Origin of the sequence: Pseudomonas sp. B14(2022) (assembly GCF_012030485.1) — a bacterium.
GTDB lineage: Bacteria > Pseudomonadota > Gammaproteobacteria > Pseudomonadales > Pseudomonadaceae > Aquipseudomonas.
Map to the genome: position 1 here is coordinate 143,091 of NZ_JAAUVM010000015.1, position 11,792 is coordinate 154,882.

The 11,792-nt window shown below is 49.8% G+C and carries 10 protein-coding genes and 1 pseudogene; 8 read left to right on the forward strand and 3 right to left on the reverse strand.

From position 1 onward, the window contains the following. Nucleotides 1–986 precede the first annotated feature (986 nt). The 4 genes from HCF10_RS21090 to HCF10_RS21105 are packed head-to-tail and all read left to right on the forward strand — an operon-like array spanning nucleotide 987 to nucleotide 6,245. The gene (locus HCF10_RS21090) at nucleotides 987–1,670 is read left to right on the forward strand and encodes a hypothetical protein (protein WP_167656320.1); all 684 of its coding nucleotides are present in this window, start codon (nucleotides 987–989) and stop codon (nucleotides 1,668–1,670) included. Further along, nucleotides 1,667–3,742: a hypothetical protein gene (locus HCF10_RS21095; protein ID WP_167656321.1), complete on the forward strand. Its 2,076-nt coding sequence runs from the start codon at nucleotides 1,667–1,669 to the stop codon at nucleotides 3,740–3,742. The genes HCF10_RS21090 and HCF10_RS21095 overlap by 4 nt, the downstream gene beginning before the upstream one ends. A 15-nt stretch (nucleotides 3,743–3,757) precedes the next feature. Beyond that, nucleotides 3,758–4,744, forward strand: a complete 987-nt coding sequence (locus HCF10_RS21100; RefSeq protein ID WP_167656322.1) for a hypothetical protein — start codon at nucleotides 3,758–3,760, stop codon at nucleotides 4,742–4,744. Continuing rightward, nucleotides 4,737–6,245, forward strand: coding sequence for a hypothetical protein (locus HCF10_RS21105; protein ID WP_167656323.1), 1,509 nt, complete (start codon nucleotides 4,737–4,739; stop codon nucleotides 6,243–6,245). The genes HCF10_RS21100 and HCF10_RS21105 overlap by 8 nt, the downstream gene beginning before the upstream one ends. A 150-nt stretch (nucleotides 6,246–6,395) precedes the next feature. Here HCF10_RS21105 and HCF10_RS21110 read toward each other — a convergent pair whose 3' ends face one another. Further along, nucleotides 6,396–6,770, reverse strand: a complete 375-nt coding sequence (locus HCF10_RS21110) for a helix-turn-helix domain-containing protein (RefSeq protein WP_237683160.1) — start codon at nucleotides 6,768–6,770, stop codon at nucleotides 6,396–6,398. Nucleotides 6,771–7,084: 314 nt separating this feature from the next. Here HCF10_RS21110 and HCF10_RS21115 point away from each other — a divergent pair, with 314 nt between their 5' ends. The 4 genes from HCF10_RS21115 (at nucleotide 7,085) to HCF10_RS21130 (ending at nucleotide 10,305) form a co-directional block, all read left to right on the forward strand. Then, a complete protein-coding gene (locus tag HCF10_RS21115) occupies nucleotides 7,085–7,819 on the forward strand; it encodes a metallophosphoesterase family protein (RefSeq protein WP_146476495.1) in 735 nt (244 codons plus the stop codon). A 498-nt stretch (nucleotides 7,820–8,317) separates the two neighbouring features. Then, entirely contained in the window at nucleotides 8,318–8,815 is a 498-nt protein-coding gene (locus tag HCF10_RS21120) for a hypothetical protein (RefSeq protein WP_167656324.1), read from the forward strand. Nucleotides 8,816–8,874: 59 nt separating this feature from the next. Further along, nucleotides 8,875–9,507, forward strand: a complete 633-nt coding sequence (locus HCF10_RS21125; RefSeq protein WP_167656325.1) for an HAD family hydrolase — start codon at nucleotides 8,875–8,877, stop codon at nucleotides 9,505–9,507. Between the two features lie 309 nt (nucleotides 9,508–9,816). Beyond that, a complete protein-coding gene (locus HCF10_RS21130; RefSeq protein WP_167656326.1) occupies nucleotides 9,817–10,305 on the forward strand; it encodes a hypothetical protein in 489 nt (162 codons plus the stop codon). Between the two features lie 279 nt (nucleotides 10,306–10,584). Here HCF10_RS21130 and HCF10_RS21135 read toward each other — a convergent pair whose 3' ends face one another. Together HCF10_RS21135 and HCF10_RS21140 are read right to left on the reverse strand one after the other, a co-directional pair. Then, nucleotides 10,585–11,571: a hypothetical protein gene (locus HCF10_RS21135; protein WP_167656327.1), complete on the reverse strand. Its 987-nt coding sequence runs from the start codon at nucleotides 11,569–11,571 to the stop codon at nucleotides 10,585–10,587. Nucleotides 11,572–11,686: 115 nt separating this feature from the next. Continuing rightward, nucleotides 11,687–11,792, reverse strand: a pseudogene (locus tag HCF10_RS21140) (IS3 family transposase); the annotation flags it as partial.

Here is an 11,792-nt window from a genome sequence, read left to right on the forward strand (position 1 = left end):
ATGGAGAAGGTTGTCTAGTAAAGATTAGAAATGGAGAAAGAGTCAGCATGGCCCCTAGAGCATGAAGCACCTCGCACCTTCGTCGGCCTTCGCTTTGCCTGCCCCCGCTGACAAACGCTTCGAACCATTAACATCCGGCGTGCGTCGTTTGCGGCAGTGTTCGTAATAGCAAGGTCTTATGACTCTAAAATATGAGCAAAACAGATCAACCGCCACTTCTGAGCGGAGCTGATCGACTAACGCGAGCGCTTGTGCTCCTCGACTACCAAGATCGCGGTAGCCTTTCCCATTCCAAGCGATTGATGCGAGCTTTTAGTTCCAGGATTTTTTCTCCTAAGGCATCAGTACTTTGCTGGTCGGCGGTGACACCGCCACGTTCTTGCTGCAGTTGGCTCACACAGCGGCAAGGGGATGAATCAACCGGCCGACGTGCGTCATAACTATGCATTGGCCTTCCAGCAAGCTGGCGTCTACTCACTTGAGCCCAGGGGTATGGGTACGGCGTTGTTTTGTCATCAGACACCTCTCTATCGCAAGCATTCTCGCGCGAATGGGTGGCCAGCTTCGTTAGGCCACTACAACATAAAGCCCGGGCTAGGGCAGTCCAATACCAACGGGTTTGCAGGCACTAGCAGGAAGGGTGCCAGCCTTTTACTGGCTTGATGAGCCACCAAGGAGGCCACCGCTCCCTGACTGATATCTCAATGATTTAAAATAGGTTTCAAAGGGGGTAGTGCGGATGTATTGCGCTCAATATATGTCTAAGACAATTTCAAACTCTAGCTAAACACTGGGCATTATAAATATTGATCAGAGATTTTGCCGTCCTTCAATATAATGCTTAATGGTGCCAGCTATATCCGGTAAGAGATCTGATGATTTTTATTAGATGAAAAAGTTATTTGGCACATTCAGCCAAGCCAGTCTAAGGTCGCCAATGGGCATGAGCGGAGTTCCTGGGATTATCATGGCAGATAGAGGTGGTGATGGCGACACTCAAGTCGAAGCTTCGAGGGAAGTTGATGTCCTCCCATGGAGCCCGAAAAAATACCAGAAATGCTCTTTGGGTCGTGTATAGCCCGAAATCCCAGAAAGACCTTGCTCTAGCCAGCAATAATGAGTGCGTTTACTGGGTGACGCACTTGGAAACCGATCCAACAATCCGTAGCTTTCAGTTTGGCTATGAGGCGGAGTTGAAGCTAGAGGGCGAGGATAAGTTTCGTAATAGTGAGGTCATTCGAGTAGAGAGAATGAATGGTGACGTGCAAATTCATACTTTGTCCGCAGGTGATGGCGGGGTCAAAGAAAGCACTATTGCGCTGCGCGAACGTTTTGCTGGCAGGGCGGTAGTAGAGGAACGCCAAGTAACTTTTGTTAGGGTGTATTATGACCATCTCAGGCAACAGGCAAAAAAGGCTACTAGAACATTAACGCTGATCGGTTACGCGTCTCAAATCAGAGGGCGGAAACATAACGCGACCAAAGGCTCCGTAGAATTGGCACTTCTAGCTTTGAAGGCAGGGAAAGTTGAGCAAATCCTATTAGCGACATCCCGACATGATCCGATGGTGGTGTTGGGGATATTCGCAGAAAAAGTCTTAGCGGGAGGAGTGGGCATTGACCTGATGGAGCTCCCATTTGGTAACCACAGTTACTGGAAGCTTACATGAGCGCCAAAAGGAGTCGCTACGAGATTGTATCGGCAATTAGGTCAACGCGCCCTTGGCCACCTGTCGTGACTGATGGCATGGATCCGGATACTGAAGAACTATTCATAAGTCGCGTGAAGGCTGTTGACCTATATGCTGAAGGAGACAGCCTTTACGCAATCGAAGATGCAACAGAAATAAAAGCTCCTGAGCTGCACAGACTGATCAAAAGATGTCTGTCAATAGCGAGTAACGGTCTGGTTCGAGGGTATCAGGCCTTAATACCTAACGTTAGGGTGGAAGTGTATACGCGTACTAGTCCTATAAAGCCAAAATTCCCAGAGGGCAAAGGCGGATATGCCGGCGCGTTTGCTAACTTGCTGACTAAATACCCTGACCTAAAACTGGTGCTGGTCAGAAAAGTGCTCAAGCTTAAGCATGAAAGAACCGTATATGAGTTTCGCATCAAGCCCAAAAATGTACATAAGGAGATGATGGATTACCTTAAAGGGAAGAATCATCCTAAGGACGAGTGGCCCTATGGCACAAAGCTCTTGGGTTCAAGAAGCATAGGGAAGTTTGTCCAGCAAGTACTTGATCAAGATTTTGATCGCAATGTGACGGTGAACGGTGAAGTGGCTGCCAAGGCTCATCTTATGGTAGGCAGCGGTAATAACGCTTTGCTTACATTTGAATACATGATGGAGGCGGCGGAAATTGATAGCTACCATGTTGATGCGCATTTCTCCATTGGGTTCGATAATGGAGACGGTCTAATAAGCTATGTTCCGATACAACGGATCAATATCATGGCTTTGGTAGATCGGGCTTCAACGGCTGTTTGGTGGTTTATCGTCATCTTCAGTAGTGAGGTGAGTGCGGTCGACGTTGTCAGATTGCTGACCGAGAGTCTGAGGGTAAATCTTCCTAGACCTAGAAAAGAAGTTCTTGGAATGAATTTGAGTGGAGATGTAGGTTTTCCGGGAGAAATATTCCCTGAGCTTGCTCATACAATTCCAACAGTGCTGATGCCCGATAATGCGCTAGCAAACCTCTCTAGTGCGGTATCTGATGCCCTCCGCAAAAAGTTAGGATATTCACTATGCTACGGGCCCCCTGGTCATTTCGAGATGCGTCCAAATGTGGAGAGGTCTTTTAAAGAGCTGGCTAGTCAAATATTCCAGCGCCTACCAAGCACAACAGGTTCCAGCCCTGGGTCAGGGCGAGCCGAAGGTAGTTCTGAGGTATCAGCTCACCTCAAGATCGATGCTAGCTTGATTGAGGAACTCGCCTTTTACCATTTTGCTTTGAGCAATGCCACGCCCTCAGAGGGTATAGGTTTCCTCTCGCCGAATGAGTACATTCGACAAAAGTTGAATAAGGACAGCAGGCACTACATTCCTAGAACTGTGCTCCAAGAGAATGTTTCGAAAATGACTAATTATTCTGTTACCGAATCGGTCATTGTGAGGTGTTATCCAAAGCGAGGAGTCAGGCCTTATATTCAACTTGATCGTGTGCATTATTCGTCAGGCGTGCTGAGAGAGTCAGCATGGCTTGCGGATAAGAAAATCATTGTGGAGGTCGATGAGGATGATATGAGAATCCTCAAGGCATATTGGCCCGATGGTTCATTTATGGAGAATCTTACAGCCTGTGGGAAATGGTCGCTGACAAGGCATAGCCGAAAAACTCGAAAGTCCATTAATAGTCTTCTGGCCCAGAAGCTGTTAATTGTCTCTGAATTTGATGATCCAATTATCTTGTATATGAAATACTTGTCAAACGTCGCCCAAGGCATAAAAGATGGCGCAGCAGATGTTGTCATGAGTGTCGCCAAGGCAGCCACAGAGCATAAGAGGGTCGAGATGGAAGTCTTAGCGGGCATGGACTTAGAAGGTGAAGAGCTTAACTCGTACAAGCCATGGAACGACTCAAATGACGAAGTTACAAGCCCCCTAACAAGGAATGTCGAAGTATCTGAGTCGTCACCGAGCCCGGATAAAAATAATGATGAACCCAAGCCGCAAAAAACTGCGACCATTATTCCATATCCAATGCCAGACTTGAATAAAATGATCAAGGATTTTTGACTGGAGGAGTTAGGGATGCGTGGTTTTGATCCGTTAGACAGTGTTCGAAGGGATGAACTGCAGTCGCAACACCCACTTATGCTGAAAAATTACTTCACTCTTACTCCTACTATCGTAGAGATTTATCAGAAAGTTAGGGAGCTAATATTTCTTAGCGAACCCAGTGTCTATTTTTGGTCAACACCTCGAATGGGTAAGACTGAATGTGCCAAAGCTGTGCGGTATCTGATTTGCAAGGAGTTTCCGGACAAAATGGTAATTATGGCGTCTTGCGATCCCTCCAAAGAGATAGGCATCATTCCGACGATATTTAAAAGTATGGGCTTGGAAAAAGACACTTATCGTCTGTCAAAGTCAGAGGCGCGGGATCGCGTGGTTGATCACATAATTTGTGAGTTGTCGGGAAAAAGTGGAAAGCATTGTTTGCTAATGATTGACGAAATGCAAGCTATGGTAACCAAAGATTATCAAGCCCTTCAGGCTATTCAAAATGAGCTGAAACTCAATAATATCTCCCTCACCACCATCGGGTTTGCACAGCATGAGATTAACAGCGTACGAACCACACTGAGTCGGGGAGGGCAGATCGCGCTGGTCGCCAGATTTCTAAGCCGGAGGGAGAGATTCAAAGGTTGTGCGGAGGTTAGCTGGTTGGCTGCGACCCTTGAAAAATTTGATGAAGAGTTAATGTTTCCGGAGTTAAGCGCCTGCACTTTTACTAATTTTTTTGTGCCCAATGCTTTTGGTGCTGGCTTCAGGCTCGCGAACTCCGCTGAATTGATCTTCAAAGAGGCAAAAAAAGCAGTTTCTTCCTCGAAAGCAAAAATCATCCCTACTGCTCATCTGTTTACCGCCATTGGCTATATACTTGCTACCGCGAGGCCCGGAGATAAACCTGAATTTATTCTCACACAATCCATGGTGGTCAGTGCTATCCGAGTTTCGGGGATGGGTGAGTTCGCACAGCTCATAGATGTCACGGAAGAGGTCTCTAATGGATAAGGTCTTGTCTTACCCGAAGATTGAAACTCCATATCAATCTTGCTGGTTAATCATTGCAAAAACCTTGATTATTAATCGCATTAGCCTGAGTGCGGTATTGAAAGGTATTGATGTTAATGGCGGCAGTGCAATTGCATCAAGCTTAGGACGGCATCACGAAAAACTTTTGTTGGATCTGAATAAGCGCTTACAGCTTTCAGCGCTTACCTTGAAGCAAAGCTGCATAAGCTCAAATTTTCACTCGCCAAGCCAAGCCCGCGCCCAAACCATTCGGCATTGCCAGGATTGCATCACTCAAAATTTTCATTCATCGCTTTTTCAAAATCCATTGCTAGAGAAATGCCCAGTGCATCATAAGGTATTGACGTACTGCAGGGACTGCACAGTCGCCTTGATAAAGGGCGGAAGTCTTTATACTAAGCCGCTTAACAAAAGCAACTCTTGCGAGCACTTGAGGTCTCTGGCCCTTGAGCGTATACCGATCGTCAAATTGCCACTAGACGAAATCAGAGCATTTAAAATAATTGGCGATGTATATCAGGCTTGGTTAGAAGATATTGAACGCTTGGATTTGGGTGACGTTTGTAAAGTGATTTCGAAGATTTCCGGTGTGCGAGACCTTGAGATTAGTGAGTTTTATTTTGAATATGTAAGGGGGCGCGTAGGCCTTCCATTTGATCTATATTGGCAAGATAATAATTTTTCTCACGACGTTTGCGTTGTCAACTACGCCCCTGCGGCAATTGGCATCGATAATTTAAATGCTCAAGATGCTAGTACTTGCAAATTCAGCATAGGTAAATTGCCTAGTAATCAGCGACCTAGCTTCAATGTAAGGGACGTTGTAAGCTGTCTGAAGTGCATGCGGCGTCATTTCTTTAAAGAGTACATAAGGCAGCACCGAAAATGCTTCAATACTATGAAGTCACTAAGCCACAGTCAGCTTAATGTTCTCAGCCTTTCGGCTAGCTGCACCTGCGTGTCCGCTTACTGCTCATGGCTGGTGTCATCAGGGGGAGTTTCAACTTTTCCTGAGTACCAGGCGCTTAGATCTAGCTTACCTATGATTGAGGCTTTTAGCGATCTTCTTTCCCAAGACGCTGCTAGCCTGAGAGAAGCCCTAGTAACTCAGTTGGTTTCTTTTTTTGATATTTGGGGGGCATTGGAAAGGGCGAGTGCAAAACAGAACAAATGTTCTGGTCTAATCGTGAAGAGGGCTACGATTCCGACCCAATTCTTTGTGTGCATGAACGCTTCGTACACGCTGACCCATCGTGACGAGGCAAGTGGTCATACACAGAAAGAGAAGAGTTATATTATATCGCCGCTACAACTTAAAGCCCAATCGCAAGCGCGATGCTCAAGTAATAAGATGAATGCATATTCAAGGCTTTTTCAATTGCCTGCTCACAATGTATTTGTTCGAAATGCACATGGTGTCATGAGGTTCGTTGACGGCCAATGTAACTTGCACAACACGGCTGTCATCAGCATCTGGTGACACATTCGGGAGTGAGGCCACTTGATGTTAGTCTTGAACACTAGTGCGTCTGACGAGGCTACTGGCACGAGCTAGACCAAAGGGCCATGCTTTGCTCTATTGTTGGCCCTATGGTAAGTAAGTTTGTTGCGATATTGTGCTCCCCTCGGCTCAGCTCCGTTCATTCCAATATTTGCTAACTGTCGACTTCGCAAGCCCCAGAAGTTCCGCAGTCTCCTTCTGCGTCTTACCTTCAACTTTGCATTGAAGCACCGCTGTCCGATTGGCAGCGCCTGATCGAATGCGACCGTGCACTGACTGAAGCTTGCCGCCGGTGAACTCGCCGTCGAGCTTGTTTAGGACACCCAGCTTCTCAAGCTTGGTGATCTCGCCGGCCAAGTGTTTCAAAAATTCCGTCGGGGTCTGGCTACGGTCATGAGCGCTGGCCACGGCCACGAGCGCTACAAGATCAACGCCCAATCCGATGGCGATGTCTTCGAGCGATGACAGGGTAGGGCTGCTTCTCGCGCGCTCGATATTGTTCATATGCCGAGCTTCGACCCGACCATGAAAGTCTTCCTGAGACAGGTTTCGGGCGGTACGTGTCAGCCTCAAGACTGCGGCTAGCGGTTCTCTCAACGACATTTGGAATACCCAAAGCCGAGGATAAAGCCATATTGCGCGGTTCGACTCCATGCAATATAGTGCTGCGAAATGAACTGACTGGCACGCTTGTGCCGCGCTCTGATCGAGGAAGTGAAGGTCGGGATGCTCCCGTTCCATTGCGCCGAGTCCCGGCACGCGTGCGCTCTGTAAACCAGTCGGCGTCAATTTATAGCTAAAGCCTCAAGGCCAGCGTTTTGCGAATCAGAATCTACTCAGACCTCCACGCCGAGTTCCACCGTTTCGCCCCCCCATCCCTCGATGCGGGGGTTGACCTGGTGATCCTCGCCGGCGACATCAACAAGAAGGCCAGGGGCGTCCAGTGGGCCAACGATACCTTCGCCTGCCATGTCGCGTATATCGCAGGGAACCATGAGTACTACGACGGTCACATCGATCGTACCCTGCAAAAAATGAAGGGCGCTGCGGCCGGCCATGTCCACGTGCTAGAGAATGAAGCACTCATACTGGGTGATGTCAGGATCTTGGGTACTACTGCGTGGACTGACTACAGCGTCACAGGGGATTTGTTGGCGGCCAGCAACGCTGCCAGGCAAGGCATGAACGACTTCAAGTACATCAGGGCAGACTCGAACTACAGACGATTGAGACTGGACGACTTGGTTACCCGGAATCACATCGCCCGGGACTGGCTCACCCAAGAGCTTGCTCGACCGTTTGACGGCAAAACGGTAGTAGTGACCCATCACTCACCATCCCCTGTGGTGATTGGTGAGCAGCATGACGGGCATCTTACTGCAGCGTACACCAACGACTGGCCGCGTTTGATCGAGAAGGCCCATGTGTGGGTGTTCGGTCACACGCATGAGGCTACAGATGTTGAGCTAGCCGGCTGCAGGGTGGTCTCGAACCCAGGTGGCTACCCTGGAGAGAGCACTGGTTTTGACCCTTACTTCGAGATCCAAATCTAATGGCCACTTCGGCGATGAAGCACTTTTTTGACCGCGCCGTCGAGCCGATAGAGCTCGATCGGGATCTTCCCTCGGAGGTCATTCAGGCGCGGGGCATTTCCTGGGGTATGGTGGTCGACGCTTACCTTGTCAACGCAGCAAGGGTAGGGCAGAGCTATGCGGCGCTCGTTTACAACGATCAGTCAAACGTGAGCTCGAATGGAATGACGGTTGCTACCCCTCCACTTCAGTTGGTTGAGACAAGGGCGGGGTTCAAGCTAATGCGCAGCCTAAGTGGCAAAGACTACTACGTTATCGCTAGCGAGCTCAGCGAGCCGCGGTGAGCATCCAATTGGGTTGACTCACTCAGCCTAAAGGCCGCTTTCAAGCTGTAGTACTTGGCAAGGCGCGGCGAGCACCTTGGATTTAGAGCTTTATATATCCCGCTGACCAATCCGCTGGACGACTTCATGTGCGCTCGTATTCACGTAGCACTTCAAAGTGCACTAAGGAAAATGCATGTCTGATCTGAAAAAAATTGAGCTCACTGTCAAGAACTACAATGTTAAAAACTCTGCTGACATTGATACGCTCTATAGCCAAGTTCGGTGCGAAGACAGTGAAGGAAAAACTTTCTATTTCAAAGAAGTTTGCATGTTGGACTACTTGAAAAGGCACGGGGCGATTGTTACTGACAAGCCTCGTACGTGGTACTACAAGCATTTGAACAAGAAAACCATCGTTCTAGTGGCGTTCCAAAAGGCAGATGGAAAGGTTGAGTATGACCTTGATCACCTGAGACAGGTTGCTAAATCCAGCATTCTTAAAGGGATTGTTTTCGCGGTAGCGGCAATTCCTGCGGGTTTGATCATCGCAACAGCGACTTTTGGTATCGGGCTGCTGTTTACGCCTGTGTGCCTCTTCTATGCATACAGAAGTCTCTTTAAGATCCCCCGTATGCTGCGCCGGGATACGCTGCTAAACGAGCTCGCCGCGCATGGAGTGATTGTACAGTAGCTGTCAAGCTGGACTGCTGCGATGCAGAGCAAAGGCCGCGTGTCGATGAGGAGCAATAAATGACAGCAGTAATTTTGGATCTCTTCGGTACGCTTTTGGAGATTCGAAACCGGCAGAACCCCTTTCGACGGCTCCTCCGCCTAGGCTCACAGCAGGGACGCGCCGCTTCCCCTGGAGATCTGCGCTGGATTATGACCAACGCCTGTGGGTTGCAGGAGGCTGCTGATTTTTTTGGAATCAAACTTTCCTCCACTCAACTCACTGAGCTCCAGAGCTGCCTAGAGCTCGAACTTGAATCGATCACACTCTTTGAGGATGCGCTGCCGGCGCTCGCTCTGCTGCGACACCACCAAATAAAAATTGGCGTTTGCTCGAACTTGGGTGGCCCGTATTGCCCGGTAGCCCGGAATTTGCTGCCGGGGCTCGATGGCTATGCGCTCAGTGCCGAGGTTGGGCTGATGAAGCCTGATGTGGCCATGTACCAACACATCTGCACCCAGCTCGAGGTTGCACCCAGCCAACTCCCAGGATCGAACGCGCCTCAGGTCTTGATGATCGGAGACTCCCGGCGATGTGATGCTGATGGCCCCCGAGTGGCCGGCATCGAAGGTTACCATCTGGATCGTAGTGGAGCGGGTCGCTTTTGTGACCTGCTTGAGTTTGTTACAGGTAACAACACCAGCAGAGGTTGATGCCCACAGCCAGCCCTTCGCGTTCGACCTTTGAAGCGGGTGTAGGAGATGTGTGCCCGATCTCGACAGGAGTACATTTGTACTCAAGTGTATGCGAGGTAACCAACAGATCATTCCCGACTTATCCCGCTGCGCTTTCGCTAAACGCGAATAGGCCATTTAGAGTCAGTACCCGGACTGATGAGCGGAGTAATTGACACTCTCTAAGGTGCTTCAATTCAGGCGCCCGACCCTAACAGCGGTACTTAGGGGGTTGCTGGTGTTCAGCAACGTGGCTATGTTGATTGAGTGGCAAATACGAGAATCGATATGGACGATCAATCTTCAACGAAGCACACAAACGTGACGATCAGGATGAAGGTGCAGATTGCTGAAATCCTGCTCAGCATGTTCACGGCTGAGCTGCAGAGCATCGTGCGGGACTCTGACTTCAGAGACAATGCTGAGCATGGGATCGAAAATAGCCTGCCCGTAGATAGCGAAACCCCAATCCACGCTGCCTTTGGGTCGGGGAAAACGATTTTGAGTTCTGTCTGGATGAGTGCTTTAACCAAAGCAATGGATGAGGCTGAGCAAGCGCGCAAGGCATTGGATTTCATTGCCTCGTACTGTCGTTTTATCGGACTCACACCCTCTCTTCAACGGGAGGTCAAGTACTGGCTCGAAGTCTTGGCGTTCGCCCGGGCCACTGTGGCGAAGCTCCTTATCCTCTTTGCCTATTCTCGGTACTCCTTCCTGGAGGTTCCGCTGTTCGCTGACGGCCCTGAGCTCAACGGCTACAAGCACCGCCTTCGCTAACTCTTCCTTCGAATTGGTCATTTCCTTGTTCGATTGGGAGATTTGCTTGTGCCTGAAAAAAAGCGCTGTGCCTGCTCCAAATGCCCGCATACGGGCAAACTGGGGCGTCCGGTACCCGTGTCGCCTTCGAATCCCACCCCTGAGAAGCCCCAGAAGCCTGAGCGGAAGTGGGTCACCCGATTGCTGGACATCCTGAAAATCGTTATTGGCCTGGCCAACTTGATCCTCGGACTGTTCAAGCACTGATAGCGTGTCCCCCACTGATTTGGTGGGGGCACTCTACTCTGCAGCAGAGGGCTCCACACTGGCTGGCTTACCTGCGACCTTGAGGGGCTCGACAAGGCTAATTTGAGCCTTTAGTGCGAGAGTTAAGGAGAGCCTACGATTGGTCAGGGTTTCATACCTTCCACCTTGCATCGGTGCTGGCCGTGGTTCAGAAACTGAGTGGCGCCAGATCCCAAGCACTACCACCTCGTCGTCTTGCTCGAAGCCTTTGAACCATTCGGGCTGGTTCGACCAGATGCTCACCTCCAAACCAATGCCATTGGATGGATCATTTGGATCGGCTTGCACCTTGTTCATTACCAGGTTGATCACATTGCTCGAAGGCTTGTCTTTAACAGCGTATCGCACGCTCTTGATACGGCCCTGGATTGCAATAGGGTGCGACACGGTGTTTTGTGACACGGCGTGGTAGGCGTGTCTATGGCGCTCTTGCTCAAAGTAGAACTGATCCCACGAGACGGTGGTGTTGCCCTCGAAGACCAGCTCAATATGCTGTTCCATCTCCTCATTGCTTGCGCACAGTGCGCGCAGCTTCAGGACTCTGTTAGCCGAGTTGACATACGCCGGCAGAAGCCCCGGATTTGAGGTGTAAGTACGGCCGCCCTGGCGTCTTTCTCCATCGCCCTGCCTAGGCTTACCTGCATTGCCAGCCAATGCCTCCTGGATCATGACCAAGCGCAGGCGATATTTGTCGCGCTGAATGCTCTCGATGAGATCCTCTGAGGATTTCGCAATCTTTTCGATTTCTTCATCGACGCCGTAATCGCAGTGCGCGGCATGAGCCCCCTTGGGCTTCAAGCGGAAGTAACCAGGTACGAATACTGACTTGTCGTACATTTCCCTGGTGTAAGGAGGGTTGTGAGCCACGTTTGTCTCGCAATGCATGCACAGCAGCGGTTCTGCACCTAGCCCTTTCTGATAGGTCTCCGCATCCCAAAAATGGCCATTTTGGTCTCGTGCCTGGCTCATCTTGATGCCCATAGATGTACCTCCTGGTAACGCCTCATTTTGTTAAAGGCCGGCCGCGGGAGTTGGTTGAGTGGTCGCGGTCACTGCCCATTACACTGACGATGAGTGAATCGCCCCGGATTCTGTAGACACCTTGCAAGCTCATTGCGTAACGCTTTTCAAACTCTACCGGTGACAGCTGATTGTTGAAACCATGGCGGCGTTTTACGTTGTAGAACATCTCGATGTAATCG

Coding starts and splice junctions, on each gene's coding strand:
- HCF10_RS21120 (WP_167656324.1), top strand. CDS start 8,318: ATGTCTGATCTGAAAAAAATTGAGCTCACTGTCAAGAACTACAATGTT.
- HCF10_RS21130 (WP_167656326.1), top strand. CDS start 9,817: ATGGACGATCAATCTTCAACGAAGCACACAAACGTGACGATCAGGATG.
- HCF10_RS21100 (WP_167656322.1), top strand. CDS start 3,758: ATGCGTGGTTTTGATCCGTTAGACAGTGTTCGAAGGGATGAACTGCAG.
- HCF10_RS21110 (WP_237683160.1), bottom strand. CDS start 6,770: ATGAACAATATCGAGCGCGCGAGAAGCAGCCCTACCCTGTCATCGCTC.
- HCF10_RS21090 (WP_167656320.1), top strand. CDS start 987: ATGGCGACACTCAAGTCGAAGCTTCGAGGGAAGTTGATGTCCTCCCAT.
- HCF10_RS21135 (WP_167656327.1), bottom strand. CDS start 11,571: ATGGGCATCAAGATGAGCCAGGCACGAGACCAAAATGGCCATTTTTGG.
- HCF10_RS21105 (WP_167656323.1), top strand. CDS start 4,737: ATGGATAAGGTCTTGTCTTACCCGAAGATTGAAACTCCATATCAATCT.
- HCF10_RS21125 (WP_167656325.1), top strand. CDS start 8,875: ATGACAGCAGTAATTTTGGATCTCTTCGGTACGCTTTTGGAGATTCGA.
- HCF10_RS21095 (WP_167656321.1), top strand. CDS start 1,667: ATGAGCGCCAAAAGGAGTCGCTACGAGATTGTATCGGCAATTAGGTCA.